Source organism: Moraxella sp. K23, from assembly GCF_041154765.1.
GTDB lineage: Bacteria > Pseudomonadota > Gammaproteobacteria > Pseudomonadales > Moraxellaceae > Faucicola > Faucicola tetraodonis.
The window spans coordinates 111,207-138,188 of record NZ_AP031595.1 but is presented as its reverse complement, the minus strand read 5'-3'; the positions used below and the strand labels follow the sequence as shown (position 1 = coordinate 138,188).

Annotated in this window: 26 protein-coding genes; 3 read left to right on the top strand and 23 right to left on the bottom strand. The window is 44.5% G+C overall.

The genetic code is table 11. The features are described from left to right. Window positions 1-68: 68 nt before the first annotated feature. From ACAM37_RS00635 to ACAM37_RS00545, 19 genes are all read right to left on the bottom strand, one after another. Window positions 69-2,168: a DUF3987 domain-containing protein gene (locus ACAM37_RS00635; RefSeq protein ID WP_369626298.1), complete on the bottom strand. Its 2,100-nt coding sequence runs from the start codon at window positions 2,166-2,168 to the stop codon at window positions 69-71. Window positions 2,169-2,298: 130 nt separating this feature from the next. Continuing rightward, window positions 2,299-2,583, bottom strand: a complete 285-nt coding sequence (locus tag ACAM37_RS00630) for a hypothetical protein (protein ID WP_369626297.1) — start codon at window positions 2,581-2,583, stop codon at window positions 2,299-2,301. A gap of 235 nt (window positions 2,584-2,818) precedes the next feature. Further along, window positions 2,819-3,031 (bottom strand): hypothetical protein, encoded by a 213-nt coding sequence (locus ACAM37_RS00625; protein ID WP_369626296.1) that lies wholly within the window; start codon window positions 3,029-3,031, stop codon window positions 2,819-2,821. A gap of 7 nt (window positions 3,032-3,038) precedes the next feature. Then, complete coding sequence (locus ACAM37_RS00620; RefSeq protein WP_369626295.1) at window positions 3,039-3,377, bottom strand: hypothetical protein; 339 nt, start codon at window positions 3,375-3,377, stop codon at window positions 3,039-3,041. A 10-nt stretch (window positions 3,378-3,387) separates the two neighbouring features. Then, window positions 3,388-3,606: a helix-turn-helix domain-containing protein gene (locus tag ACAM37_RS00615; RefSeq protein WP_138017888.1), complete on the bottom strand. Its 219-nt coding sequence runs from the start codon at window positions 3,604-3,606 to the stop codon at window positions 3,388-3,390. A gap of 10 nt (window positions 3,607-3,616) precedes the next feature. After that, on the bottom strand, window positions 3,617-3,856 hold the full coding sequence (locus tag ACAM37_RS00610) for a helix-turn-helix transcriptional regulator (protein ID WP_224053198.1): 240 nt from the start codon (window positions 3,854-3,856) through the stop codon (window positions 3,617-3,619). A gap of 107 nt (window positions 3,857-3,963) precedes the next feature. Then, the gene (locus tag ACAM37_RS00605) at window positions 3,964-4,791 is read right to left on the bottom strand and encodes a hypothetical protein (RefSeq protein ID WP_369626294.1); all 828 of its coding nucleotides are present in this window, start codon (window positions 4,789-4,791) and stop codon (window positions 3,964-3,966) included. A 159-nt stretch (window positions 4,792-4,950) separates the two neighbouring features. Then, window positions 4,951-6,321, bottom strand: coding sequence for a tyrosine-type recombinase/integrase (locus ACAM37_RS00600; RefSeq protein WP_369626293.1), 1,371 nt, complete (start codon window positions 6,319-6,321; stop codon window positions 4,951-4,953). Between the two features lie 295 nt (window positions 6,322-6,616). Continuing rightward, window positions 6,617-7,354 (bottom strand): sulfite exporter TauE/SafE family protein, encoded by a 738-nt coding sequence (locus tag ACAM37_RS00595; protein WP_076775362.1) that lies wholly within the window; start codon window positions 7,352-7,354, stop codon window positions 6,617-6,619. A gap of 24 nt (window positions 7,355-7,378) precedes the next feature. Then, on the bottom strand, window positions 7,379-7,870 hold the full coding sequence (locus ACAM37_RS00590; RefSeq protein ID WP_095356493.1) for a molybdenum cofactor biosynthesis protein MoaE: 492 nt from the start codon (window positions 7,868-7,870) through the stop codon (window positions 7,379-7,381). A 37-nt stretch (window positions 7,871-7,907) separates the two neighbouring features. Continuing rightward, the gene (gene moaD, locus ACAM37_RS00585; protein ID WP_050325208.1) at window positions 7,908-8,171 is read right to left on the bottom strand and encodes a molybdopterin converting factor subunit 1; all 264 of its coding nucleotides are present in this window, start codon (window positions 8,169-8,171) and stop codon (window positions 7,908-7,910) included. Next, window positions 8,158-8,655: a cyclic pyranopterin monophosphate synthase MoaC gene (moaC, locus tag ACAM37_RS00580; RefSeq protein WP_096488343.1), complete on the bottom strand. Its 498-nt coding sequence runs from the start codon at window positions 8,653-8,655 to the stop codon at window positions 8,158-8,160. Before moaC ends, moaD begins: the two co-directional genes overlap by 14 nt. Window positions 8,656-8,783: 128 nt before the next feature. Further along, window positions 8,784-9,788 (bottom strand): GTP 3',8-cyclase MoaA, encoded by a 1,005-nt coding sequence (gene moaA, locus ACAM37_RS00575; protein ID WP_369626292.1) that lies wholly within the window; start codon window positions 9,786-9,788, stop codon window positions 8,784-8,786. A gap of 2 nt (window positions 9,789-9,790) precedes the next feature. Continuing rightward, window positions 9,791-11,077 (bottom strand): molybdopterin molybdotransferase MoeA, encoded by a 1,287-nt coding sequence (locus ACAM37_RS00570; protein ID WP_369626804.1) that lies wholly within the window; start codon window positions 11,075-11,077, stop codon window positions 9,791-9,793. A gap of 7 nt (window positions 11,078-11,084) precedes the next feature. Next, window positions 11,085-11,774 carry a nucleotidyltransferase family protein gene (locus tag ACAM37_RS00565; protein WP_369626291.1) on the bottom strand — a complete coding sequence of 230 codons (690 nt, stop codon included), beginning with the start codon at window positions 11,772-11,774 and terminating at the stop codon, window positions 11,085-11,087. Beyond that, on the bottom strand, window positions 11,758-12,852 hold the full coding sequence (locus ACAM37_RS00560) for an XdhC family protein (RefSeq protein ID WP_369626290.1): 1,095 nt from the start codon (window positions 12,850-12,852) through the stop codon (window positions 11,758-11,760). Before ACAM37_RS00560 ends, ACAM37_RS00565 begins: the two co-directional genes overlap by 17 nt. A gap of 21 nt (window positions 12,853-12,873) precedes the next feature. Beyond that, window positions 12,874-15,297, bottom strand: coding sequence for a molybdopterin cofactor-binding domain-containing protein (locus ACAM37_RS00555; protein ID WP_369626289.1), 2,424 nt, complete (start codon window positions 15,295-15,297; stop codon window positions 12,874-12,876). Continuing rightward, complete coding sequence (locus tag ACAM37_RS00550; protein WP_369626288.1) at window positions 15,294-16,337, bottom strand: FAD binding domain-containing protein; 1,044 nt, start codon at window positions 16,335-16,337, stop codon at window positions 15,294-15,296. The genes ACAM37_RS00555 and ACAM37_RS00550 overlap by 4 nt, the downstream gene beginning before the upstream one ends. Next, window positions 16,334-16,939: a 2Fe-2S iron-sulfur cluster-binding protein gene (locus ACAM37_RS00545; protein WP_369626287.1), complete on the bottom strand. Its 606-nt coding sequence runs from the start codon at window positions 16,937-16,939 to the stop codon at window positions 16,334-16,336. Before ACAM37_RS00545 ends, ACAM37_RS00550 begins: the two co-directional genes overlap by 4 nt. A gap of 837 nt (window positions 16,940-17,776) precedes the next feature. On the opposite strand from ACAM37_RS00545, the gene ACAM37_RS00540 reads away from it, so the two are divergent. From ACAM37_RS00540 to ACAM37_RS00530, 3 genes are all read left to right on the top strand, one after another. Next, window positions 17,777-19,141, top strand: a complete 1,365-nt coding sequence (locus tag ACAM37_RS00540) for a diaminobutyrate--2-oxoglutarate transaminase (protein ID WP_369626286.1) — start codon at window positions 17,777-17,779, stop codon at window positions 19,139-19,141. Between the two features lie 83 nt (window positions 19,142-19,224). Beyond that, window positions 19,225-19,794: a nucleotidyltransferase family protein gene (locus ACAM37_RS00535; RefSeq protein ID WP_007117375.1), complete on the top strand. Its 570-nt coding sequence runs from the start codon at window positions 19,225-19,227 to the stop codon at window positions 19,792-19,794. 77 nt (window positions 19,795-19,871) lie between these two features. Next, window positions 19,872-21,431, top strand: coding sequence for a pyridoxal phosphate-dependent decarboxylase family protein (locus tag ACAM37_RS00530; protein ID WP_369626285.1), 1,560 nt, complete (start codon window positions 19,872-19,874; stop codon window positions 21,429-21,431). Window positions 21,432-21,482: 51 nt separating this feature from the next. Here ACAM37_RS00530 and ACAM37_RS00525 read toward each other — a convergent pair whose 3' ends face one another. From ACAM37_RS00525 to ACAM37_RS00510, 4 genes are all read right to left on the bottom strand, one after another. After that, window positions 21,483-22,928, bottom strand: coding sequence for an L-serine ammonia-lyase (locus tag ACAM37_RS00525; RefSeq protein ID WP_201665058.1), 1,446 nt, complete (start codon window positions 22,926-22,928; stop codon window positions 21,483-21,485). A gap of 219 nt (window positions 22,929-23,147) precedes the next feature. Then, window positions 23,148-24,335, bottom strand: coding sequence for an ABC transporter permease (locus ACAM37_RS00520; protein ID WP_369626284.1), 1,188 nt, complete (start codon window positions 24,333-24,335; stop codon window positions 23,148-23,150). Continuing rightward, window positions 24,335-25,741: an ABC transporter permease gene (locus ACAM37_RS00515; protein ID WP_369626283.1), complete on the bottom strand. Its 1,407-nt coding sequence runs from the start codon at window positions 25,739-25,741 to the stop codon at window positions 24,335-24,337. The genes ACAM37_RS00520 and ACAM37_RS00515 overlap by 1 nt, the downstream gene beginning before the upstream one ends. An 8-nt stretch (window positions 25,742-25,749) precedes the next feature. Next, complete coding sequence (locus ACAM37_RS00510) at window positions 25,750-26,961, bottom strand: HlyD family secretion protein (protein WP_369626282.1); 1,212 nt, start codon at window positions 26,959-26,961, stop codon at window positions 25,750-25,752. Window positions 26,962-26,982 lie beyond the last annotated feature (21 nt).

Sequence of the window (26,982 nt, the reverse complement as noted above, 5' to 3'; positions counted from 1 at the left end):
TAAAGTTGCTAAACTTGCTAAAGCAAAAAAGCCCCTGTATCACAGAGGCATAGCTTAGCAATTTTGTACTACTTGAATAAGTATTCATTGATATAAACAAGTTTCTGCTTACCTTGTTTCTTTCGCATCACTAGCCCCATACTTTCTAAGTCATCAAGTAAGCTATCCTTTTGCCTTCTTAGTGCGTTTGGTGCGTATTGTCCTATCGTGCCTTCATTGACTATTGGCGGTTTTTTGTTGCCTGCCTTACTCACCAACCAATTAAGCAATTTATCACTGTCATTCATACTTGCCTGCGGTGTATCGGTGTATCGCATACGCTCTTTAATTGAATATTCAGTGAGCATACTAGCCCTTTGGATATCATCAGCATTTAATAAGGTTCTGCCTTCAAAAAATGCGATCAATGAGGCGATACGGCTCGCATTTTCGGCTAATCGGTTGGCATACGCTGGGTAATGTTCCAATTCTCTGCCCTTAGCTTTTCTATCTTGCGCATACTGTTGATAATCGGCTAAGGCTTGGCGGGCTTGTTGGTCTGCAAAATTTATATTAATACGCTCATGCGGTGCGTTATTGTCGCTTGGCTGTTGGTTTTCAGGGTTTGGCAAGGGGTCAAGTAAATCTCTGCATCTATCCCAAAATTTCAATAATCTAGGGTCACTATCTGAATAATTATTCATGCGTTCAGGTGTGTTATACACTCTATTTATCACATCAGGCGCGGTAAATAAAAAGCGTGGTAAAAATCCTTGTCCGTTCATAGTAGCATCATTTAAAGCGGGTCTTATTACTTCATCTTGCCCTGCTAAATCTACGGTGAATCTAACGCCTTTGGTTCGTGTCTGCTCAATAGCATTCTTGGCTCTTGGCGATAATATGCGGTCAAAAACGCCTTTACTCCATATATCACTAAGGCATGAAATAACAAAAAGCATATTATCGGCTTTCATACTATGCCCGCCAAAAAACTGCCCACAATCTGCCGTTACCCATGTAATATTTTTAAGATTGTTCATTAACATTCTGTCTAAAATGCCTTGCAGTGTTCCACTGCTCATATATAGCGTTTTTTCGGTTGGTGGTGGATTTTCTAATAAAAATGTTTCTAGTTCACTTCGCTTTGCGCTGGCTTTGGCTAATTGCCATTCATGTTTAAGTTGAGTAAATTGTTTGTCTAACTCATCTTGGTAAAAATCAATTTGTTGATAGGCGATTGAGTTAGCTAATGTTTTGCCTTCGCCACTTGGATAAATGCTAAGTAAAAATAAAGCCACTGGCATAAACTTAACGCCATCAGCATAAGGGGCGTTTATGCTACCTTGTAAGATTGTCGATAATGCGCCTAGAATTACTTGTCCTGCGATTGCCTGCGGTACTTGGGCATGATAAGCAATTGCTTCTACTGCATCTCTTAAAACGCCTTGCCATGCGTGGATAGGATAAGGGGTAGCGGGTGCGGTGCTAATCGTTTCAGGCTTTGCCCATTCGATTGCCCCTAGCTGGTATATCTTTGTATCGTTTGGCTTATCGCTGATAATCTCATCTAGCCTATAATCAAGTAGCATATCGGTGATAGGCTCAATGGTCACAATCAATCTAACATGATAGTCATTAAACATATCACTATACTTTTGCCGTTCGGTATAGGTGCAAAATATGGTTAATGTTCTTTGCTTGGCGTGGGCTTTTGCCATGCGTTCAAATTGCCAATCGTCAAGGGTTGCAAGTATGGTGTAATTGTCTGAATCAAGCCCTAAAACGGCTTTTAAGCGCAAAGCATCATTAAAGTTATTTACTGCGATAAATTCGCTACCGTCACCAATAATAAAGGCATCATGTTTATAAGGTTCGGTTAAATAGGGTTTGCCATCTGCTGGCATGATAGCAAGGTTTGAAGGCTCAAAATTACTATCATGTAACCTTATTGCCAACTCGCCTGCAGTTGCTTTGTCACTATCCCCAATCGTTAAATTATCCGTTACTAGGCTTAACTGTTCAGGTTTAAAAAATTCGGTTAAAATATCGGCTGTTTGATTGCTTGCTAGTTGCTCATTGTCGAAAATGTTTTTAGTAAGTGAATCACTGGCTAAAAACTCAAAAAAGCCCATTCCCTCATCAGTTTGGGCTTTTTCGTTTTGTAGTGCGGTTGGTGTTTCAATACTCATAAAATCCCCTTGCCAATGGCTTTAATTTTGCGTTGGTTGCGTTCTGTGTCGTGGCTGGTACATCTGCACCACTTAAGCAAATAAAGCGCATGACGCGCCTTATTTTTACTGCTGTTATCGTTGGTTTTATTCAAACTTTGCCCTCCGCTTTATACAATGGGTGGGCTTCAATCATGCTTTGAATACAATAATCAAATTCATCAATTAAGTATTGGGCAATGAGTAACGATTGTTTAGCCTGTGAAATGGCGTGATGGGGTGCGTTATCGTTGGTTAAATCATCAATAGCAGTTCTTACCATTTTGAATAGCATTTCTAAATGGCTACTATGCAAGGTTAGATTGTCGTAAACGTCACTGTTTAAGCTATCAATTTGGCTTTGTAGTTCGGCTTGGGTATTGTTTTGATTTTTCATGATAAGATACTCTTTTAAATGGGTGATTTTGGCTTGTGAGGTGTAATAACTTGGCAAGCCTTTCTTTATGCTGGTTGATAACTTGTTACTACCAACAATGAAAACAACATCATGCCCGCCACTAACAAACAATCTAATAAAGCATTTATAAAACGCTCGCTATGCCGTTTATTTTGCGTTTTTAGCGTGTTTGGTTTGTGGGTAGTGTCTTTATACTGGTTCATAGTAAAGCCCCTTACATCACGTTTTCATAGCCTGTTACAGTGTCACCTGCAATAATGGCTCGTTGAATGAGAATGAATTTATTAGGGTTAACGGCTCTAAGTAATTCGGCTGCGTTTTCTGCAAAAGCTAACGTATGCAAAAACCCTAATTCTTTGCTAACGATTAATTCACCATCAGCAAAGAGGGCGTAAAAATCGTTGTTGGTGTCATTACACTGGTTCATAGGTGGCTCACTGTATGCGGTTAATATTGCCGTGATAAATGTAATCGCTGCCGTATTCTAAGTTGCCTAGCTGGGCAATAACTTCGCTTTCACTTACCCCAAAATGATTAGCAACATCAGCGACACTATAAAGCGGTTCACCATCATCACTGTAACCGCTTGTAGGTGGTAGCAAGTCCAGTTCTTTAGCCTTTGCGTGGGCTTCTTGCTTGATATACTCGGGTGATAGCTCAAATACTTTCATAAACTGGTTAATGGCTTGGTCGCTGTCCTCGCCATGCTTTTCTACGATACTTTTGAGCTTATCAAATTCAGTGAAAAGCGCTGGGTTTATTGGCTCATTCATACAGTTTTTCCTATGCTAAATAAAAATTGTAGTGGTGCTTGCCGTTAGCGTGATTAACTCGGTAACGCTCAATGGGTTGTCCTGCTTTGCGCAATTTCAAAATGATGTCTTTAGGGTGATTGATACCTAGCTCGATAATCATTTCTCGATAGCTTATATGTCTGCCTTTGGCTAGTTCTGCCATGACTGCATCAGCGTGGGTAATTTGGTTTGATTGCTTGTTGTTCATGCCTGCCCCCTTATGCTGATTGACTGTTGATAAACGCCAATATGTCAGAATTTCTAAAATACTGGGTTTTGTTGATAGTCAGGGGTTTAGGCAATAAGCCCTTTCTCACCCATCTTGTAATTGTGATAGGGTGCTTATTTGTCAGGCGGGCAAGGGTCAGGCGCGGGGTAATGCCTGCGGGGTCATTCGCTAGGTCTGTGAATGTGACTAGCTTTTCAGGTGTTGCGGGGTTTTGGGTTTTGTCTGCCATTGCATTAACTCCTTAGCTATAGTTAGCAGTTGTTAGTTAATGCAAAGTTTAGGTTTTAGCTTACGTATCTTGAATAATCTTAGAATGTAAACGCTGGTATTTACATTCTAAACGCTATTTTTCCTTTCCTTTAATGCCTTGCTTAGGTGTCTAAGAATGGTATCTTCATCAACACTAAATTTTGAAAATTCATTATTGTAAATCCATTTTGCTACAGCCTTCCTAGTAGGTGCTTTTAACTTTTCTAATTGTGCTTTTTCCATTTTTCTATCATAGACTCCTAAATAATATTTTTTTTGTTGTTCTACTCTGTCACCGTATCTGGTAATTGTTGATTTCTTCCCGCGTTTAGAATTTACTTCTTTTTTTGTTCTATTCTTAATTGTAGGAATAGTTAAGCCATTGTAAGTACGGTAAGAGGTCTCATATTGAATTGACTTGTGCATAAGGTCTAAGGCAATGAAATAATGTTCGTTTCGGAAGGCAAAATCAGCTAAACATTTAAAAATTAAGGCATAGATATATACATTGATATCAGTATTATCAAAATTATCTGGCGGGGTGTATTTGGCTTGAGTTTCATCAAGTGCTTTTTGAATTAAATTATTGTATTGCTTACTCAATAAATAGAAATCTTCTAATTTATCATCAATCTGATTTCTACTAAAAAAGCCCCATAAGAAATTATTTACATTCGTTAAATATAGGTTTCTAGCTTCAAAAATATTGTTATCAAAATCACCTTTTGGGGTGGCAATATCCATTGGTAGAGTGTGCGAACGCGCAATAAACCTTTCCAATGATTTTACTATGTCTGAATTAATCTCATTTAATGACTTTTCATTATTTTCCATTTCTCGCACCATACGCACCAATTCAAAGAGGGTGCAAGGCGGTGGCGGGCTTGGTGCGATTATTCCCGCCTTTCGGCTCATGACTTCCTAGCCTTGCAAAACTGTTATTACATCAATTTTTTATCTTTAGCAGTTCTTTAGCAACTTTAGCAATACTTTAGCAACTGCCTGCTAATCTCTAGCCCTTGACCTGTCTAGGTTTGGGCTAACTTTAGCAACTTTAGCAATTTTCCTAAGTAGTTATTTTTCATTTGCCTGTAATTTGTCTTTGACCTTATCAAAGTAAATCACATTATCCACCTTGCCCGCCTTCAGCTTGTCTAAATAATTAGCCCAATCTGTCATCATTTTATGGCGTTTATCGAGCCACTTAACGCGGTTGTATGCCCTGCCGTTGCTATCTCTTACATTGTGTCCTAACTGCATCTCGATAAGGCGATAATCATAATTAAGGCGTTCCTCTAATATGGTTCTAGCTGTTGCTCTAAATCCATGCGGGCTATGTACGCCAAAATAACCCCTATTGCAAAAATCTTTGCCAATCTTTGCCTTGTTCATAGACTGACTATTGAGCAATTTATTAACCTGTTGCCCATCTGCATAAGGTTTGGCTTTTCGTCTGCCATTGAAAAAAACGTATTCCATACTGCCTGTTATTTCTCGCATACGCTCTAATATAGCGATTGTTTGCGGTGCTAGTGGAATCACTAAGCTATCTACCATATCATTACGATTAACGCCTTTTTGTGGCTCAAATTCCCATTGCTTTGCGCTCATATCTATCTCTGCCCATTTCATAGTACAAATATCGCCAATGCGGGCAAAGGTCAGGGCTAATAACTGTAGAATCTCTTTGTTAAAGTTGCCACTTCCACTAGGTAAGCTATCAATCTCATTCAATAACAAGGCTAATTCTTGAGGCTCAATAATAGCGGGGTGGTGTTTTTGGCGCGTTGGTTTTAAGGCTCTAGCCTCTTTTACTGCAGTGACTGGGTTATGCTCTATTAAGCCATTAATAACCGCATGGGCAAAGATTCGGCTTGCAATGCCTTTTACTCGGTTGCCCTTTTGGATATGCGTTTTTTGTACCTGTTTGAGTAGCCTTAATACTTGAGGGGTGGTAATAGTATCTATTGGCGTTTCTGCAAATTCATTGAGTAAAGGCTCAAGTAAAAATCCCCAATTTTTCAAAGTTTGCTCTGCTAAAACGTGGTCGGGGTTATTAGTTTGCTCTGCCAACCAATCATCTGCTACTGCTTTGAATGTACTATCTAATGAATGGGCTTTTTGCTCTCGTTCCTGCTCTCTATGTTCTTTAGGGTCAATGCCCTGCTCTAATAACACTAGATTATCGGTATAGGCTTGTTTGGCTTGGGCAAGTGAGAAGGCTGGATAATTGCCTAATGATAAATAAGGGCGTTTGCCTGTGATAGGGTGCGTGTAACGGTGTCTAAAATCTGTGGTTGCTTTATCGGTTTTCTGTGAGGGTCTTATTCTAATCTCTAAACCCTTAAAACCTGCAATCGGTAAGATTAACTCTTGATTAGTAGCAATACTTTCTTTGATATGCCGTTCTATCTGACTAACATTTGCAATTGATACTTTAGCCATAATTTAACCCTTGATACCCAATTTAACCTATAATTTTTGGTAGCCATTTTGGTAGCCATTTTTTGATGCTAACAACAAATAACTTTGCATAACTATAGTTAGTATAATAGCATGAAATAGGATTGTATCAAGGGTTTTAGCAATCTAAAGTAATTTTATGTTTTCTGTTGTTATGTATAAATGTTCCCCTGCAATGGGTTTTTTTTATAGCTTAAGCTTTAAAATGATTGGATGTTGCAATTTATCGCATTTTTTAAGTTGGTGCTAGAGCCAGCGGTTGGGGTCTACCTAAGCGTCAAAAATTTGCCAGCATTTTCAGCCCTGCAATGACTAATACAAGAGATAATAATTTATTGAGCATGGGGTCGGCAAGGCGTTTGCTACCATAAGTTGCGCCAATAAAACCCCCTACACACACCGCTACAAGCCAGATTGGTAGTTGATTTGGCAGTTTCGCCCCTGTCGATAACACACCAAACAAGCCTGAAATTGAATTCACCAAAATAAACCCCGACGCTACGCCTGCGACAACTTTAGGGCTTGCCCAACGGTTAAATAATAAAATTGGACTTAAAAACACACCACCGCCCACCCCCGTCAATCCCGACAGCAACCCTAAAACCGCCCCCACGATTGCCAAAAACCATTTTGACACCTGTTTTAATGGTTGCTCGCTGGTGAGTTTTTTGGCAAAAATAAATGAATAAATGGCCGAAAAAATCAGTACCATCCCAACAATCGGCTTATATAAATGACTGGGCAAATGGGTCATCCCCCCGATAAACGCCATCGGTATCGCAGTTATAGCAAGGGGAATAAAAATTTGCCAAGAAAAGTTTTTTGCGGAATAAAATCGCCAAAATGCAATGATGGACACCAAAATATTAAGACATAGCGCAGTAGGTTTCATCATACTTGGCGCAACGCCGACTAACCCCATCATCGCAAGATAGCCCGATGCACCGCCATGCCCGACTGATGAATAGAGCAAGGCAGAAATAAAAAACAGCACGCTTAATAGGGTAGTTGTCATTGCTTGTTAACCATTACTAGAGTATTAACCATTATTAGAAAGCCACAGACTCTCAGTGCTGTCGGCATAAAATTCTTGTTTCCACACAGGGATATCCGCTTTAATCGCATCTAGTAGCCAACGACACGCATCAAATGCAGGATAACGGTGGGCAGCCACCACCCCAATCCACACCGCCATCTCACCAATCGCAAGGTCGCCAACACGGTGTATGGCAATGGCGTTTTCGATATCAAACTGGGCTTTGGCTTGTTCAACCAGTTTTTTGCCTTGATTGAGTGCCAGTTGCTCGTAGCCGTAATAAGTGAGTTTGCTAACAGGGCGAGCGTTATTGTGATTACGTACCCAGCCTTCAAATGTCGCTAACGCCCCGCAAGTATCGCTCATTAAGGTGTGTTTAAGCCGTCTGTCGTCAATGGCTCGGTCAATTAACGCAAAGCCGCTAGTAATCACGGTTTGGTAGGCTTGGTCTTCACTGATGCTAATGGTGGCTGAGCCTTTATGCAATGCATTCATGGTTTTCTCTATATTGTTTAAAGGGCGTACGTGATATTCAACCACCTGCTACAGGCGGAATAAAGGCGACGATATCACCATCTTGAAGCGGCGTTTGCCAGTTGGTAATATGGTGATTGATTGCCACAGCAAGTTTGGTTTGGGCGAGTTTAAACCCGTAGTGTGCGCTTAACGTTTGGTAAAGCTCGGTCAAGTTATCACCGTCAAAGCGGATCGTTTCTTCGTCTTTCCCTGCTTGTTCAGCAAGGCTTGCAAAGTATAAGATGGCTAAATTTTTCTCAGACGCGCTAGGTGTTGGCATAGTCGGATTTGCCCCCTGTTTTGGTGAGTAGCTTGATATCGCTGATGGTGATGTCGTGAGATAATGCTTTGGTCATGTCGTAAATCGTTAGGCAAGCCACCGACACAGCGGTTAAGGCTTCCATTTCCACGCCTGTTTTGTGGGTGACTTTGACAGTGGCAGTGACGTGGATTGAGCAGTTGTTATCATCATACTCAAAGCCGATTTTTACCCCATCGAGTGGCAGCTGGTGGCAAAGCGGAATCAGCTCGTGGGTGCGTTTGCTTGCCATGATCCCTGCGATATGCGCGGTCTGGGTGATTGAACCTTTTTTGGTGATACCATCGGCGGATTTTATCACTTGGTAACTATCGCTAGGGAAAATGACTTGCCCTACGGCGGTGGCGGTGCGTTGGGTTATCGCTTTGCCCGACACATCGACCATGGCGATATCGCCGTGTGCGTCTAAATGTGTCAGGTCTAAGGGAGTTAATTGTGTTGTCATGTTTTGGATTTTCACCCCTCAAATGTGGCACAAAATTACATCAACATATACGCTTATCAAGCGGCGCTTGGATGAGTAAATTTGTCCTAAATTTGCCTATTTTATATTTTAAAAAAACCTGCCATCGATTAGCCGCCAATCATCGACAAATTCGCCATGATACCACTGTCGTTTTGCTTGAGTAAATGATGCTCGGGCTTAATCGGCATTAAGCTTTGCAAGGCATGAACCAATCCATCGACATCGCCATTTGCCAAAAACGCACGCACATCATAACTGCCATTATCAAATAAACACAAATGTACCTTGCCTTGGCTACTCACTCGCAGGCGATTACAACTGTCGCAGAACTGCGGGGCATAAGGCTCAATCAGCCCAATACCACCGACATAATCGGCATGGCGATATTCAATCGCAGGGCCTGCATCGCTTGCTCGACGTTGCGATTGCCAACCATTTTGTAATAAAAAATCTTTGATACGCTGACCACTGCTATGTTGGGCAAAAAATAAAGCTTTATTATCCGAGGTTTGCATAAACTCAATAAAACGGTAAGTAACAGGGCGATTTTTGACAAAACTTAACACAGATTGCAAGTTATCAAAGGCGGTGTCTGCCATCAAAATACCGTTGAGTTTTAGCTTAATATCGGTGGTTGCTAGCAATGTATCGATGTCTTTTAACAGCGTTGGCAATATATCAAAGCCGGTGATTTGTTTAAAAACGGTGGGGTCAAAGCTGTCGATACTGATGTTAAGCTGATTTAGCCCTGATGTTTGCCAGTCGGATAAATGCTTGGCAAGCCGATAGCCGTTGGAGCTAATCGCCACAGTTTGGATGCCTTGGGTCTGTTTGGCAAGTTCGATGATGCGCGGTAAATCTTGTCGAATCGATGGCTCACCCCCCGTCAGCCGCACTTTGGTGGTACCCAATTTGGCAAAGGCTTGTATTAAAACATCGATTTCGGATACAGAAAGTTCGTTGTCAGGGCGTTTACCCGCGTTGGCAGTATAGCCATTGGGCAAACAGTAATCACAGCGAAAGTTACAAAAATCGGTAATCGACAGGCGTAAATAGCTTAACTGGCGATGGAAATTGTCCACCAAGTTTAATGAAGAAGGTTGCGGAGTCATCGTTAGCTAAAATTCCAACTAAACGGCTGCACTGTCACTATTTCGCCTGCTTTTACCCCTGCATTGTCTTGGGGTAATACAAGCAAGCAATTGGCGTGGCTAAGCTGTTTTACACGGTGGGAGTCTTGGGCAGATAAAGGGGTTACGCTAAAACTGCCGTCTTCATGTTGGCAAAAAACCGCTCGCTGATAATCTTGGCGTCCTGCTCGCTTTTTGATGTCGTGGGTGGTTTTGGCAAACAGTTGCAGCGGTTTTGGGATATCTGATTGTATCACGCCCGATAGTTGCCACAGCGCAGGTTGGACAAAATTAAGGCAGCATACCACGGTAGATAGCGGATTACCGGGCAACCCAAAATACATGACCGTTTTTTTATCTTGCGCAAATTCCCCAAATATAAAGGGTTTACCTGGTTTCATTGCCACTTTGTAATGGTGAATTTTACCAAGCGCCTGAATAACTTGGGTTAAAAAATCATAATCGCCCACCGATACACCCGCCGTAGAAATAATCACATCACATTCGGCTATCGCTTGCTGAACAGTACAGCGAGTGGTCTCAAGGTTGTCAGGGACAATGCCATAATCTTGAATCGCAATCGGCAACTGCTTTAATAACGCTTTTAGCGTGGGCGTGTTGGAATTATAAATTTGGGCGAGCGTTGCCAGCGGTTGCCCCACGTCAACTAGCTCATCGCCGGTGGCAATAATACCAACCGTGAGTGGCTGAAATACCGGAACGCTATCCACGCCTAAATTGGCAAGTAAGCTGATATCACTGGGGTTTAGGCGTTTACCAATCGTTAAAACAGTTTCGCCTGCTTGCACTTCCTCGCCTTGGCTGCGAATATTTGCGCCCACTTTAGCGGTTTGGATCAAGCGAATGTGATAGGCGTGGCTATTATCCAAGCTGTGCTGAATGTCGCTAAGGTTGGTGTCTTCCTGCATTACCACCGTGTCGCAGTCATTTGGCACCACCGCGCCGGTAAAAATTCGCACGCCTTGATTGGGTCGCAAACGACCGTTAAAAGGTTTACCTGCCCCCGATTCACCGATGATTTCAAGTTGGCTATCGTGGTCAAGATAGCTACCCGTAGCAATCGCAAAACCATCCATGGATGATAGATTTTGGCGGGGAATATCAAAGGATGCGGCAATATCTTGGGCTAAAATGTGGTTTTGCGCCTCTAACAAACCCACTGTTATCGTCTTTACCTCGCCTAGACGCGACGTTAAATAGTTCTCTAGGCGATCATTAATCGCTTGTTTTAGTTCATTGACAGAAATCATCATCATCTCAATTAAAATGTTGGGTCGGCGGCAAAAGCTGATAGGCTGTTTTTAGCTGCTCAAATTGTTCTAAGGTATCAATATCTTGGCCTAAATGCGGCAGCGGTATCGGATAAAGCTGATAAACCGTGCGGTCGGTGGGCGAAACGATAGCGGTTTGATGTTGCCATAACGCCCGAAAACCTTTATCGCCTTGCAACTGATGACCAAATGCTCGCAAAAAACCCCAAGGTAAATTGACGGGAATCCCCCAAATTGGTTGATTGTTATCACCATACTCACTCACAATCAGCTGATTGTCCTCAACATTTTGGCTTAATAGCGTCAAATCATCGAGGGTTACCGCCACTTGGTCAACAGTCAAAAACAAAATCCGCATCGTAGCACTTACTGACTGTTGTTGTAAGGTTGTCATTGCATACTGAATCGATTGTGCCATCCCTGTTTGCGGCGTTGGATTATCGACGACTGTGACGGCAAATGGTGCAACTTCGTTGTATAACGCTTTAGATATTGGGTTATCAAGTTTTGGCAAAACCACCAACACTTGATAAGGGTGCAATTGGCGTGCCAGTTGAATTTTTTCAGCCAGCAAGGTTTGATGATTTTTTACAATCAGCTGCTTGGCAAAACCAAGACGCTGGCTCAATCCTGCCGCCAAAATCACCACGATTAAATTACTAGGCGTGACGCTCATGATATACCTGTTGAATTTGGGCAGTGATAGATAAAGCCACCGCTTCGGGCGTATCACCACCGAGCGCTAAACCCACAGGATAGAACAAATTAGCAGATTTCACCAGTTGATAACCATCGTCAATCTCACTAAGCAACTGCTCAGTACGATATGTGGGCCCTAATTGCCCAATAAAAAAAGGCGAGTTTTGGGCTTTAAAGGCTTGGCTGAGCCATACTCTGTCTTGACTCAGACTATGGGTCATTATCACCACAGCGGTCGGCTGCGGTGACTCAAAAAAAGTCTGTACAGACTCGGCTTTTTCAAGGGCAATCTGTACAAAATTGGCGTGAGCCTGCCCGCGACAACGGGTAATCACATCCAAACGACTATCAATCACCGTCACCTGCCAGCCTTGCAAATTTGCCATGGTCATCAAAGGTAAACAATCTTGCCCCGCGCCAAAAATTAATAATTGTAGCGGTGGTTGTAGCGTTTCTATAAAGATGCTTAGTTGTTGCGATTGTTTTTGATAAACATGCAGCATAAATCGACTTTTACGGCTGGCAGCGCTTTGATTAACCAATTGCCAGTCTTGTTGACCCAATTGCGACAACTGTGTCAAAGGCAGATGCTGTCCAACCACAAACTCATCTGAGTTTGAGGCGATAACTGTAGCCAGTGTTTGTTGTTGCTTTGTCTGTTTTAATTGCTGAAAACAGGCAAATAATACAGATTGCTCATTCAAAACCAGACGTTCAAATAATACTTGAATGACGCCTTGACAGCCGAGCCCAAAGCCTTCTTGTTCATCACTGTCATCAGCTACCCCATCTTGTGATAACTGACTATCGGTTGCGGTATGATAGGTTTTGAGCGTTGCCCCATCTCGCGTGAGCCAGAAGGCTCGCTGAACCAAGTGTTTTTCAAGACAACCGCCACTCACCATGCCTATGGATTGACCATTGGCTAAAATCAACATTCTAGCACCAGGTTGCCGATAGGCTGACCCTTCGACACTCACCACTGTGGCTAGTACCGCCTCACTGTTGGGCGGTAACTGCTCAAGGGTATCAAAAATATCAAACAAATGGTTCATAGCAAATGACAGTGTACCCGATTACAGTAATGGCAACTGGTACAGCAGTTTATCCAAAGTAATGGGGTAGTCTCGTACTCTAACGCCTGTGGCATTAAAAATTGCATTGGCAATGGCTGCCCCTGCCCCTGATAATGCCAATTCGCCTATGCCTTTGCTGTGGAGCGGGTTGGCATAGGGGTCAGTTTCGGGTAACATTATTACCTCTAAGTCAGGCACATCGGCATTCACACACACTTGATATTCGGCTAAATCATGATTACATAGACGACCGTCACGTTTATCATGGTGAATTTGCTCCATCAAGGCTGCCCCTATACCAAACACCATCCCACCAAAGCACTGCGAGCGCGCTGTTTTTTCATTTAAAATACGCCCTGCAGCAAATGTGCCTTGCATACGGCGAACCCGAATTTCACCCGTTACCCGGTGTACCGCGACTTCAGCGAACTGTGCGCCATAGCCTGCATGGCGGTATTCTTTTTTGGTTTTACCAGGTTCGATTTCACCATTAGCTACCAAGCCATGAGGGGCATATTGCTGCAAAAAACTGCTCAGCGGTAACTGGGTATCGACTTGTTCCCAATCGAGTACATTATCTTGGTGGTCCATAGAGACCTCAGAATTAAACCCTGTTTTTTCTGCTAGTTTATCCAACGTATCGGTTAACGTGTGGTTAATTTTTTCGCCAATTTTTTCAGCTAGGCTAGGGTCATGCTCAAATTGTCTATATAGATTGCCTTGTTTAAAGCCAATGCTATCGGCATGTAGTCCCACACTTTGGGCAATCTTTTCTCGTAGCGCTTCACACGCTAGATAAATAGAACTACCAGCACTTGAAGCTCCCCAGCTACCGCCTGACCCTGCAGCCGGCGGCAAATCGGTATCGCCAAGTTTGACCTCGACATGGTCAATCGGTAAGCCCAGCATATCGGCAACCACCTGCGCAAAAATAGTATAGCTACCTGTACCGATATCAGTCATGTCAGTTTCGATACGAGCCATGACCCCAAGCGGTTTGTCAGAGGGCAACAAGCTCACACGGGCTTGCGAGGGTTTTAATTCATTGCTACGTGCGGCGCACGCCATCCCATAGCCAATCAGCCAATCACCATCAAGGCGACTTGCGGGCGTTTGTGGGCGTTCATCCCACCCAAAGGCTTTTGCCCCTTGCTCCATACACGCCAGCAATTTTCGGGTGCTGTAGGGAATTTTTTTGCTCGGGTCTTCGCTCGGTTCATTACGTTTTCGCAGTTCGATTGGGCACAGCTTTAGTGCATGCGCCAGTTCGTCCATCGCACATTCGAGTGCCAACTGACCCACCGCCTCGCCAGGGGCACGCATAGAGCCTGTTAAGGTAAAATTCATGCGCGCCATTTCGTATTTGATTTGGCGATTGTCACCGCCATATAAAAAGTGGGTAGAGACCGCCACTGGCTCAAAAAACGTTTCTGACGGTAAATTGGTGACAATGCTATTATGAATAATGGTATGGATTTTACCATCTTTATCCGCCCCCAATGCCACCCGTTGTTCGGTGTTGGTGCGTCTCACAGTAGTTTCCATGACTTGCGGTCGGGTCATGTTCACAAGTACCGGGCGTTTTAAGTCTTTAGCCGCAATGGCTGCCATCACTGACTCTGGCGAAATACCCAGTTTTGAGCCAAACCCGCCACCAACATAGGGCGATAGCAAACGGACATCGTCTTCCGGTATATCTAAGGCTCTGGCAAGTTGTATTTTGGAAGAGGCAAGCATTTGGTTAGAAGTATGAAGGGTTAGCTTACCTTCAAACCAACGCGCCAACGAACTGTGCGGTTCCATCGGCATGTTACTTTGGCTTGGCGTGGTATAAGTCAAATCGACTTTGACCTCTGATTGCTTAAGCGTTTTTTCAGGTTTGCCAATGTCGTCACTTTTATCGGTTACCCAATCAATAAACTGGGTATGCTTTTTTTGCTTGTTAAAGTCAAAATGCCCGTGTTTTTCATCATTTTCATAGTCAATCTGTAATGCCTTCGCGCCTTCTTGAGCCGCTTCTAGGGTTTCTGCGACCACCAAAGCAATTGGCTGACCATGATAAAAGACCTCGCTTGCCCCTTGCACAGGCGCCATTTTGACACCCCCTTGTTGCGGGTTGCGTAAAAACAATGGGTCATGAAATACCCCAATCACACCTGCAACTTGTAAGGCGGTATCTTTATGTACTTTTTTTACCTTGCCTTTACCAATGGTTGCACCGACCATCACCCCATGACACAAGTCGTCAAATTGGTTTTCGGCAGTATATGTGGCTTTGCCTGCGACTTTTAGGTGTCCTTCGATACGGCTCAGTGGTTTGCCAACGAGCTTGCTATCAGTCGTATCTAGCCGTGACTCGATAGGCTTGTCCATGGTCAGTTTTTTTTCAAGGGGCGATTCGCCAAAAATTTGTGTTAGGCTCATGCACTCACTCCACTACTTAAAGGACTTGATTGATTGGGTTGTTGTAATGCTCGTTGCACAACATGGTGTAAAAGACGCTGTACTAGCACGGTCTTGTACTCGGTTTGTTCATCGGTTTTTGCTTCTTTGAATAGGGTCGCCACCGCAAGCTCAATACTCACGGCATCGCCCGTGCTACCAATCAGTATTTTTTCAATTTCGTCATTTCGCCAAGGCTGACTGCCAATACCGCCAAATGCAAGTCGCACATTGGTGAGTGTATCATTATCATGCTCAATCACGGCAGCGACGGACACTAAAGCAAAGGCATACGACGCACGGTCACGCACTTTGTCATAGCTATGCACGCCTTTTAAGGGTGGCGGTAGAATGATATGGGTAATCAAATCACCTAGATTTAAGCAAGTTTCAATATGGGGGGTTTGCTCAGGTAAGCGATAAAATTCAGCGATAGGCACTTGGCGGGTTTGCCCGTCCGCTTGCTGGACAACAATGACAGCATCGAGTAATCGCATTGCCACCGCCATATCTGATGGATGGGTGGCAATACACTGCTCGCTCGTGCCTAAAATTGCTAAGTTCTGATGAAGACCTGCTTTTGCCCCGCAGCCAGAATTGGGCTCACGCTTATTACACGGACTATCAGGCTGATAAAAATAGTAACAACGGGTACGCTGTAGTAGATTGCCACCGGTACTGGCTTTGTTACGCAGTTGCGGCGATGCACCCGACAACAAGGCACGGGCAAGCACCGCATAATCTTGACGAATAACAGGGTGAGCCGCTAATTCACTATTACTAACCATAGCGCCGATTTTTAACCCACCTTCTGGCGTGGCTTCAATTGTATTAAGGGGCAAACGTGAAATATCAATCAGCTGTGTTGGCTGTTCGATTTCGAGTTTCATCAAGTCAAGTAAATTGGTACCCCCAGCGATAAAAAACGGACGCTGCGCCTCAGCCAAATCCCCCTCAGCTAAAGTGGCTATTTTGATGGCGTCATCCACCGAGTTGGCGCGCTGATAATCAAAAGTTTTCATAGCGATACTCCTGTAGCCTGAGTAGCTGCTGTCTGAGCGGTCACCTTATCTGTCTCGGCCGAAAAACCTGTTTCTTGTAATACCTGTTTAATCGCTCGCACGATGTTGGGATATGCCGAGCAGCGACAGATATTGCCACTCATACGCTCAGAGATTTCTTTATCTAATTGTTGCTTAAATTGTGCTGTATCGCTTGATAAAGGCTGCATCAAATCAGCTGACACATGACTTGCCCAGTTTTGGCGTAGCTCTTCAATCATCGCTTTAGTCGAGCAAATTTGCCCAGGGGTACAATAACCACATTGAAAGGCGTCATGTTCCAAAAACGCTTGTTGAATCGGATCAAGCGCTTCAGGTGAGCCAATGCCTTCAATGGTTTCGATGCTATCGCCTTCGTGCATGACCGCTAGGGTCAGACAGCTGTTGACCCGCTGACCGTTAATCAGCATGGTACACGCGCCACACTGACCGTGGTCACAGCCTTTTTTGCTGCCTGTCAAGCCAAGATGGTTGCGACAGACATCCAGCACCGTGGTGCGTACATCTAGATTCGTCAACGTGTGTTGTTGCTGATTGATAGTGAGTGTTAGAGCTTGTGGCATAAAGTTGCTTCTCGTCTAGTTGTTATAGGTTTATTGGTAAGTGTGTTATCTAGAATTAACGCATGTTATTAAACTTATTTCTAGAAATTCGCTATGCCTTGCCTACGCAAGGATGATGCTAACATTAGAAGGGTTTGTTATTTTTGCGTATGTAGCCATCCCGATTTTTTGGCAATTTTTTTGGCAGTTTCTTTTGCTAATTTTTTTACTAGTTTTTTTGCCAGTCTATTTTGCTAGGTAATTGATTATATTTTTTGAATCAGCTTTTGTATGTTTATTCGTGTAAAGCTCTCAATCAGCAGTATTTAGCTTTTATAAAATTCTGATGGTGTACTTGGATATTATTGGGCGTGCTGACACTTGGCTATTTTGTAGCAAATAATTCATTAACATGGTATTAACTAGGTAATTTTTTTATCATTATCGTGACTGAAATTGTGACTGCAGAGTTTTATATACCGCATAGACTATCAACGATTGTCAAACTTTTCACGCTTACTTGTGGTGTTGTGCCGTTCATGACTCACCTTGCTCACCGCTTGCCATGATTTTTTGCCTTTGCCATCGCAAAATATAGCCTGTGTTATCAATTTGAAAGATTGAGGCGATTTTTTGCAAAAAAGACTGTATTTTTCACAAAAAAAGGGTATTATGCCCCCATAAATTTTGAACGTTATATTGTTAGGTCTTGGGTGCAGTGTCATGGCATTTTGGGGTTTTGCGGTATAACGTTTTTGTTTTGGTGTTAGTCATCCTGACTGATATTTTATTCACAAGTTCGAGAAAGATAGCCACAAGCAAATTTTCTTAAACCCTTATCTGAGATGGTAATCCGATATGAGCGTTCACACCCCTGTACACCCTATTTCTCATGCCACTAACGAATATTACTTAACTCGTCAAAGCACGATGGAATCTAATGTTCGTAGTTATCCCCGCAAACTACCGCTAGCTATAGCTAAAGCCCAAGGTATTTGGGTCACCGATGTTGAAGGCAATGATTACCTTGATTGCCTAGCCGGTGCTGGTACATTAGCCTTGGGTCACAATCACCCAGCCGTCAAACAAGCCTTATACGATGTGCTACAAAGTGGTCTGCCACTGCACACCCTAGATATCACTACACCTGTCAAAGATGCATTTACCGAATCCTTACTGTCTTTTTTCCCAAAAGATTTTGTATTGCAATTTTGCGGTCCGACCGGTGCTGACGGTACAGAAGCGGCAATTAAATTAGCAAAAACTTATACAGGGCGTGACAACGTTATCGCATTTAGCGGTGGTTATCACGGTATGACCCATGGCGCGCTTGCCATGACTGGCAATCTGTCTGCCAAAGAGAAAGTTGGCAATTTGATGCCAGGGGTACAGTTTATGCCCTATCCGCATGAATACCGCTGCCCACTTGGGCTTGGTGGTGAAGCGGGTGTTGATGCGCTGACTTACTACTTTGAAAACTTTATTGAGGATGTTGAAAGCGGCGTGGTCAAACCTGCTGCGGTCATCCTAGAAGCGATTCAAGGTGAAGGCGGTGTCGTCCCTGCGCCCAAAAAATGGCTACAAAAAATCCGTGAAGTGACCGCTAAGCATGATATCGTATTGATTTTGGATGAAGTGCAAGCTGGGTTTGCGCGCTCAGGCAAAATGTTTGCCTTTGAACATGCCGACATCGTGCCTGACGTGGTGGTGATGAGTAAAGCGGTCGGGGGTGGTTTGCCACTATGCGTACTTGCCATCAATAAAAAATTCGATGCATGGGCGCCAGCCGGTCACACCGGTACTTTCCGTGGCAATCAGCTAGCGATGGCAGCATCGATTCAAGTATTGGATGAAATCCGCAGCAAAAACTTGGCAGAAAATGCGCGCATCCGTGGTGAATTCTTGCGTGATGAACTCAGAAAAATCGCCCAAGAATTTCCTTGTATCGGTAACGTGCGCGGTCGCGGCTTGATGACCGGTATTGAGATTGTCGATGAGCGTAAACCTGCTGACCGTATCGGCTCGTATCCTGCTGATATTGACATGGCAAACGCGATTCAAAGAGCGTGTTTTGACAACAAGTTACTGCTGGAAAAAGGCGGTCGTGGCGGTACAGTGATTCGCTTGCTTTGCCCGATTAACATCACGCAAGAAGAATGTGATGCGGTGCTTGAACGCTTTAAAAAGGCAGTGGCTGAAGCCGTGCAAAAAGTACGTGGGTAATTGATTATTGCCTATCAAGACGGTAAAGTTACTGACGTGGCTTTGCCGTTTTTATTATCTGTTTATTTCATTTTGAGTAAAATATGGAAACCAATATCGCCAAGACCGAACGCCTGATTCGAGAAATCAATCGGATTCATGGTGAGTATTCACAAGATTATTTCGAAACAGGCAAGGTACAAAAAATCAACCTATCACATACGCTCAAAACCGTCCCTATTGAGCCTATCTTGTCATATCGGCTTAATTTGCATGAAGCGATTAATGATTATTTGGCATTTGCCGACACCCAAAATATTGATTTTTTTTACCGCGTTAAAACGGCTGAAAGCATCTATGACAAAGTCAATCGCTATTTGGCACGAGAAAACCAGTACCCAGTCAATAATATTTTAAATGATATTTTTGGTGCTCGGATAATTTTGCCATCGGCTGATGTGAAAAACATCATGGAAAAACTGGATGATTGGAAAACAGATTACAGTCTAAAAAATTGGTATTTACGTGATATCGACGGGTATATCGGTGTGCATGTGTATTTTAAAAATGCGAGCAATTTTTATTATCCGTGGGAATTGCAAATTTGGGATATAAACGATGCCAAAGCCAATATTGTAAATCATCAACTGTATAAGCGTAATTTTGTAAAATAAATTAACCATTTGCTCGTATCACTCTGTTTAATGACAATTTATAGTTAACTCTATCTTAAAGAATGCAAGGACTTACCATGTCAAACTTATCACAGCACCGCCAAGCGTTATTTTGTAATGACAGCCAATCCATTGCCGATTACCAAAAAAACATGAACACTGCCGTGCAAGCCGTCACCGACTGGCTCAAAAACGACAAAATGTACACCGGCGGTAGTATCAAGCAGCTGCGCGCTGAGATTGCTTTTCAGCCATCAAAAGAAGGACTTGGCTTGGAAGATGCGTTAAAACGTTCAGTCGAATTATTTCTTAATAAAAGCTTAAAGGTGCATCACCCACATTCGCTTGCGCATTTGCATTGCCCAACGATGGTCACAAGCCAAATCGCCGAAGTGCTGATCAATGCCACCAACCAATCGATGGACTCTTGGGATCAAAGCCCAGCAGGGTCACTGATGGAAGTGCAACTGATTGATTGGCTACGTCAAAAAGTCGGTTTTGGTAGCGGACAAGCGGGCGTATTCACCTCAGGTGGTACCCAATCCAACTTGATGGGCGTGTTACTCGCCCGTGATTGGTGTATCGCTAAAAACTATAAAAATGACGATGGGTCAGAATGGTCGGTACAGCGTGACGGTATCCCAGCCGATGCCATGCAAAAAGTGAAAGTTATCTGCTCAGAAAACGCGCATTTTAGCGTGCAAAAAAACATGGCAATGATGGGCATGGGTTTTCAATCGGTGGTCACTGTGCCAGTCAATGACCAAGCGCAGATGGATGTTGCTGCACTTGAACACACCATGGCGCAACTGAAGGCCGAAGGCAAAATCATCGCCTGTGTGGTCGCTACCGCAGGCACCACCGACGCGGGCGCGATTGACCCAATCCCTGCGATTCGTAAGCTTACTCATGAGTACGGTGCATGGCTTCATATTGATGCCGCTTGGGGCGGTGCGCTGATTTTATCGAATAACTACCGCGATAAACTTGCAGGCATTGAGCAAGCCGATTCTATCACCCTCGACTTCCATAAACATTACTTCCAAAGCATCTCTTGCGGGGCATTTTTGCTCAAAGATGAAGCTAACTATCGCTTCATGCATTATGAAGCTGAGTATTTAAACTCTGCGTATGACGAAGAACATGGCGTACCCAACCTAGTCTCTAAGTCGCTACAAACCACACGCCGTTTTGATGCGCTAAAATTATGGCTCACGGTGGAAGCCTTGGGCGAAGAATTATACGGCTCGATGATTGACCATGGCGTTGATTTGACACGCGAAGTCGCTGATTACATCAAAGCGACTGATGGACTCGAATTGTTGGTAGAGCCACAGTTTGCCTCCGTGCTATTTCGCGTGGTACCCAAAGACTACCCGGCTGAGTTGATTGATAACTTGAACCAAAATGTCGCCGATGAGCTATTTGCCAAAGGTGAAGCCAACATCGGCGTGACGCGCGTCAGTTACCAAAAGCAAGGGGATGCTCACCAAGATGTGCAATCGCTTAAAATGACCACGTTAAGCCCCATCGCCACGCTTGACAATGTCAAAGCGTTATTGTCTCAAGTGTTGGCACAAGCCGATGACATCAAAGACCGTATTATCACAGGAGATTATCAGCCTGCGATTGATTGATAAGCACAAAAAAACCGATTCCTTGGCGAATCGGTTTTTTTTACTGTAGCACTAACACTGACTGTAATTGACCGTCACATCCAGCGTCGGAATCAGATTTGACTGGGCGGCAAAATCCTCATCTAGGACATTGATAGCAAGCCCGCCCATTGCGGTTTCTTTATATTTTGACATCATATCTCTGCCTGTCTCTTTCATGGTTTTGATGGCTTTATCAAGCGATACCACATGTTGTCCATTGCCTTTAAGCGCAAGCCTTGAGGCATTAATCGCTTTTACTGCCGCCATGGCATTGCGTTCGATACAAGGTACTTGCACCAACCCTGCAATCGGGTCACACGTCATGCCAAGGTGATGTTCGATGCCAATTTCGGCAGCGTTGGCACATTGGGCAGGACTACCACCAAGCACATAGGTTAACCCTGCCGCCGCCATCGCACACGCCGATCCGACTTCCCCTTGACAGCCCACTTCTGCGCCTGAAATGCTGGCGTTTTCTTTGATAATGATACCAATCGCCGCAGCGGTTAGCAGAAAATCATGTAACCCTTGCAGCGTATAACTTGGACAAAAATCTCGATAATAATGCATGACCGCAGGTATCACGCCTGCCGCACCATTGGTGGGTGCGGTCACCACACGTCCGCCACTGGCGTTTTCTTCATTAACTGCCAACGCATACAGATTCACCCAATCCATCACGGCAAGGGCATCATTAAACGCTTTTCGGCTATCGGCAGCGGATAACTGCTGATAAATCGCCTTGGCGCGGCGCTGTACTTGTAAGCCCCCTGGCAAAATACCATCGTGGCGACAACCATCATTGACACAGTCTTGCATGACTTGCCAAATGTCGTTAAGCCCACCCAGCAGCTCATCTTCACTCAAGTTAGCCAGTTCATTGGCTCGAACGACTTGGGCGATTGACAGTTGATTGTGTTGGCAAATTTGTAATAATTCTTTGGCGTTGTTAAACGGATAAGGTACCGGTTTTTTGACGCTTTCAATCACCGGTTCTTTTGCTTGGGCTTCTTGCTCAGTCTGCACGAACCCGCCGCCGATTGAATAATACGTATTTTGGTAAACAATTTCATTGCCTGTAAAAGCAGTGATAGTCAAAGCATTGGGATGATGGGGCAGCGATACCCTACCATTTAGGATTAAATCCTTGTCAGCAACAAAGTTAATTTCATGCTGCTGATTTAGAGACAGCGTGTTTTGCGCTTGGATATCGGCAATTTTTTGTGAAATAGCGGCGACATCCGTCGTCTGTGGTTGCTCTCCCATCAAACCTAGCATCACCGCTATATCACTACCGTGCCCTTTACCGGTCGCACCGAGCGAACCAAACAGCTCGACTTGCACCCTATCCACCTGCGTCAGTAGCTGCTGCTGTGATAATGCGCTAACGAACAAATTCGCCGCTTTCATCGGTCCGACGGTATGCGAACTTGAAGGTCCAATCCCAATTTTAAATAAATCAAAAATACTGATCACTGATAAATCCTATATGCCAATCAGTTGAAAAATTCAATTATGTTGTATTCATTGTGCTAGATAATCACGAATTGCCCATCTGTGTCAATGTGCTATCGAAAAGTTTATCAAATGATAGATGATGGATGATGGATGATAGATGCTTGCTGCACGCATCGCAAATTTGGCAAATAACCGCACGTGTAACCGCATGATGAAGAAAATAGCCGTTGGCAAGGATTAATCTGCTAACGATTCACTTTCTTTACTCGCTAATAAAAGTAGCAGCAATAAACAAACCAAGAAAATCATCATGAGCGCCATGAGATACACGTTGACATACGCCAGTGGCACGCCCATTTGGTTCAGCATCACAGATGCATTCATCCCAGAGGTGCTAGGTAACACCCAGCGCAAATACTGCAGGGGCTCAGGCAGCATTTGATACGGCCATGAAATCCCTGAGACAAACAGCATCGGCATTGAACTTGCGACCAAGATTTGCATCGCCCGTTCTCGCGCCCCAAACCACACCCCAAGTAGACAGCCCAATGCTGTTACCGCAGGGAAAAACAGGACAAGCAGTACCATTGAACCCGTCAGATTTTGGTTACGGATATAGTCATTGTTGGAAAATACCCAGCCATAATAAAAACAGCCGAGCACAAAACCAAAACACGCTAACCCCAATATTCGCGCAAGCCACGTTTTCATCGAAGCGCGGTGCATGTCTTGCTCTGCCCAAGTACCCACTAGCATTGCCGTGCCCATCAAAAACATCTGCTGCAGAATCAATATCGCAACCGCAGGGACAATGTAGCTACCATAGCCTTCGGTACGGTTGTATAACGGATTAATCGTCAGCGCCACAGGGGAAATATTGTTTTTGGCAACCGTGATGTCTTGCCCGATGGCAACATTTTTTTGTACTTTCGCCCCTGCGGACACGGTGCCGATGACTTCTAAAAACCCCGTTTGTACTTGTTTATTGAGCAAAAAATAGTTACCGTTGGCAAGGATACTCACCTTGGCAGGTTGTCCTGTGGTCACTTTTTGATACAGCCCTGAGGGTATCACCATGTAGCCTGCAATCTTGCCTTGCCACATTAGCTGCTTGGCACTGTTTTCATCATTTACAATGGTGCTTTGGATGCGCGGATTGGCTTGGGCGTAGCTGATAATGGTCTGCGATAAACTTGAATGGTCATAATCCACCACTGCCACAGGAACATGACGCACCACTTCTTTTGAATACGGCCACGGGTAAAAAAAGCCATAAATAATCGGGGCTATCAGTAGCATACTGAGCACCCCTTTGTCTTGAAACACGCTGCGCCACACATGCAAAACTTGCAGCAAAAAACCGCGCTCCCAAATGTTGGCAGTTTTGCTTACGTCGACTTTGCTGGGCGTTGTCTGGGAGGGCATCAGCGTTGCCCCCATTTTTCAGGCTTCAGCAAGGCCTTTTTGGTCAACAATGCGGCTAACAACAAGGTAATCATGACGGCAATAAAAAATCCGATAAAGCTGCTATAGGCAAACGATGGCGGTGCGCCCATTTGTAATTGGGTGGTTTGCAAGTTGAGATAATGGGTTAGTGGTAGGGCATTTGCCCAACGCTGTGCGGCAGGACTCATCGCCAAAAATGGAAACGTCACCCCTGAAAAAGCAAATGACGGGGCGGAGATAAATCCGGTAAATGACAAGCCTTCACGATACGAAAACGTGCCGACCGTGACAATCACCCCAAGCCAGAACGATACCATCATAAACATTAAAAATATCAGATAAGTAATCGCCACGGATGCCAAACGAATGGGGAAAATTTGCATCACCAACGTTAATGCCACCGCTGCCCAAAGCGTATACGCAAACATCGCCCAAATTAATTTGCCATTGAGCCCTGCGATAATCAGCGATAGCTTAGGTTTTTCGTGCCCCAGTGTGACAGGATTGCTGGGGTTAGAGAGGCGGTTACTGGCAAATTTGGGGGATGTTAGCGACTGATACCACTCACCTAACGTCTTGTCGACCAACTCTCGCCCGACAGTTGACGCGCCAATCACCATTGACAAAATATGTAGCAAGGCTGGTACCACAGTGACCGCCAAAAATTGCTGATAATTATTGGCAGTATTAAACAGTGCCACACTTTGCGATTGTATCGGTGCATAACTGGTTTTGGTCAGGGTGACATCTTCGCCAATGGCAACTCGCCGCTGCATCTCTGCCCCTGCCGAAAAGGTAGTGACTGCTGTTTGTACCGCTTTTTGTATCATGCCTGAATGCGTGCCATATTGGGCATTGACATTGAGTAGCAAGCGCGAGGTTTTGCCAGCCAGTAGATTGGTTGAAAAATTCTCTGGGATTTCAACCACCGCCATGACATCGGTAGTCTCGATGGCTTGCTGAGCGGCAGCGGCACTATGAAGACTTTTAACCACCGCAACCTCAGGCGTCGCATCAATATACCGGATAATCGTCGCAGATTGCGCGGAGTGGTCATTGTCTATGACCGCAATCGGAATCCCGACTGCCATGCCTTTGCTAAAAATCCACCAAACCAAAAATATCAGCACAATTGGCATCCAAAACATCAAGGAAAAATCCCAGCGATTTTGCACCAAAAAATCCCATTCACGGCGCGCACTGTACCAAAACGCTGTAAAGAATTGCACAAAGCCTGAGCGGTTATCGAACTGCGCATGACGCTCTTGATCATTGTCATTGTCACCAGCACTGACACTGTCACTGGTATTTGGCACAGCGGACGATGTCGGTGACGCTTTAGAGCGCTTGTTTGATGTCAGTTTTGATGTCAGTTTTGATGCCATAGTTGACTTCATTGTGTTTGGGTTGGCTGCTGGCTTGCCGGTATATCAACCAATACGGTCATGCCCTGTCTTAGACGTGTATCTGACTGGCTCGGGCGCGCACGAATCTCAAAGGTACGCATATCAAAGCCGTCTTTGCTGTTGGTGGGGCGCCACGTGGCAAAATCTGATAGCACGGAACTTGCGTACACTTTAAACACTTGGCGGTAAGGCTGATTGTTGACCGATAATGCAGGAACAGTACCGCTAAATTCACTACCGACTGCAAAATGATTTAGGTTATTTTCGGTAACGTTAAGCACGACCCATTGGTCTTTGGGGTCGACAATGGTCATCAGTGGTACGCCCTGTCCCACCACTTGACCTGGTTTGACAATCACGTTGTCCACAATACCTGCAATCGGGCTTTTAAGATTGGCTTCTTCTTTGGCAACCATCGCTTCTTTAAGCTTGCCTTCTACTTGGCTGACTTGCGCTTGCGCGGCGGTTTTATCTTCACTGCGCGCGCCCGTTTTGGCTAACTCATATTGGGCTTTGGCAATTTTGGCTTTATTGACATTGGCGACATAGTTGGTATAGGCTTCGTCACGTTTTTGCCGTGACATCAAGCCTTCTGCTGCGAGTCGGTTGATACGCTCATAGGTGACTTTAGCAAGGTCAGCCGCGGATTGGGCAGCATCGTACTGGTATTTTGCCATTTCAATCTCTTGCGGTCTTGCGCCATTGTTGGCTTTGTCCAGTTGGCTTTGGGCTAATTCTTTCCCTGCTTGTGCTTCTTCGACCTTGGCATTGATTTCCGGGCTATCCATATCAATCAAGCGTGTGCCGACGCTAATTTCATCGCCTTCTTTGACATAAATATTGGCAATACGACCGGCAACTTTGGCAGCGACGGGCGTTTGCTTTACTTCCATATGCCCTTGGATGGTCACAGGCTCGCTGCGCGTTTCGCGCTTGTCTTTGATTAGTCCCCACGCGACCAGTCCAATCAGCCCAAGGATAATCAAAGCTATAATGATGGTGCGGATTTTACTGGGTTTTTTGGTAGGCGGCATGTAACGGCTATCCGTCGTAGCGGCTGCCAGGCTGTCCTCTGCGTGCGGCTCATCGGCAGCTTGGGCGTGCATCGCTGCATTAGCATTATCCGCAGCGCTGTCCAAAGTGTTGTCTTTAGCGTTGTCCATCGCATTGTCTGGTGTTGGGTTTTGTGGATCAGCCATACGGTAAGCCTACTGGTGAAA

Coding starts and splice junctions, on each gene's coding strand:
- ACAM37_RS00635 (WP_369626298.1), bottom strand. CDS start 2,168: ATGAGTATTGAAACACCAACCGCACTACAAAACGAAAAAGCCCAAACT.
- ACAM37_RS00630 (WP_369626297.1), bottom strand. CDS start 2,583: ATGAAAAATCAAAACAATACCCAAGCCGAACTACAAAGCCAAATTGAT.
- ACAM37_RS00625 (WP_369626296.1), bottom strand. CDS start 3,031: ATGAACCAGTGTAATGACACCAACAACGATTTTTACGCCCTCTTTGCT.
- ACAM37_RS00620 (WP_369626295.1), bottom strand. CDS start 3,377: ATGAATGAGCCAATAAACCCAGCGCTTTTCACTGAATTTGATAAGCTC.
- ACAM37_RS00615 (WP_138017888.1), bottom strand. CDS start 3,606: ATGAACAACAAGCAATCAAACCAAATTACCCACGCTGATGCAGTCATG.
- ACAM37_RS00610 (WP_224053198.1), bottom strand. CDS start 3,856: ATGGCAGACAAAACCCAAAACCCCGCAACACCTGAAAAGCTAGTCACA.
- ACAM37_RS00605 (WP_369626294.1), bottom strand. CDS start 4,791: ATGAGCCGAAAGGCGGGAATAATCGCACCAAGCCCGCCACCGCCTTGC.
- ACAM37_RS00600 (WP_369626293.1), bottom strand. CDS start 6,321: ATGGCTAAAGTATCAATTGCAAATGTTAGTCAGATAGAACGGCATATC.
- ACAM37_RS00595 (WP_076775362.1), bottom strand. CDS start 7,354: ATGACAACTACCCTATTAAGCGTGCTGTTTTTTATTTCTGCCTTGCTC.
- ACAM37_RS00590 (WP_095356493.1), bottom strand. CDS start 7,870: ATGAATGCATTGCATAAAGGCTCAGCCACCATTAGCATCAGTGAAGAC.
- moaD (WP_050325208.1), bottom strand. CDS start 8,171: ATGCCAACACCTAGCGCGTCTGAGAAAAATTTAGCCATCTTATACTTT.
- moaC (WP_096488343.1), bottom strand. CDS start 8,655: ATGACAACACAATTAACTCCCTTAGACCTGACACATTTAGACGCACAC.
- moaA (WP_369626292.1), bottom strand. CDS start 9,788: ATGACTCCGCAACCTTCTTCATTAAACTTGGTGGACAATTTCCATCGC.
- ACAM37_RS00570 (WP_369626804.1), bottom strand. CDS start 11,077: ATGATTTCTGTCAATGAACTAAAACAAGCGATTAATGATCGCCTAGAG.
- ACAM37_RS00565 (WP_369626291.1), bottom strand. CDS start 11,774: ATGAGCGTCACGCCTAGTAATTTAATCGTGGTGATTTTGGCGGCAGGA.
- ACAM37_RS00560 (WP_369626290.1), bottom strand. CDS start 12,852: ATGAACCATTTGTTTGATATTTTTGATACCCTTGAGCAGTTACCGCCC.
- ACAM37_RS00555 (WP_369626289.1), bottom strand. CDS start 15,297: ATGAGCCTAACACAAATTTTTGGCGAATCGCCCCTTGAAAAAAAACTG.
- ACAM37_RS00550 (WP_369626288.1), bottom strand. CDS start 16,337: ATGAAAACTTTTGATTATCAGCGCGCCAACTCGGTGGATGACGCCATC.
- ACAM37_RS00545 (WP_369626287.1), bottom strand. CDS start 16,939: ATGCCACAAGCTCTAACACTCACTATCAATCAGCAACAACACACGTTG.
- ACAM37_RS00540 (WP_369626286.1), top strand. CDS start 17,777: ATGAGCGTTCACACCCCTGTACACCCTATTTCTCATGCCACTAACGAA.
- ACAM37_RS00535 (WP_007117375.1), top strand. CDS start 19,225: ATGGAAACCAATATCGCCAAGACCGAACGCCTGATTCGAGAAATCAAT.
- ACAM37_RS00530 (WP_369626285.1), top strand. CDS start 19,872: ATGTCAAACTTATCACAGCACCGCCAAGCGTTATTTTGTAATGACAGC.
- ACAM37_RS00520 (WP_369626284.1), bottom strand. CDS start 24,335: ATGCCCTCCCAGACAACGCCCAGCAAAGTCGACGTAAGCAAAACTGCC.
- ACAM37_RS00515 (WP_369626283.1), bottom strand. CDS start 25,741: ATGGCATCAAAACTGACATCAAAACTGACATCAAACAAGCGCTCTAAA.
- ACAM37_RS00510 (WP_369626282.1), bottom strand. CDS start 26,961: ATGGCTGATCCACAAAACCCAACACCAGACAATGCGATGGACAACGCT.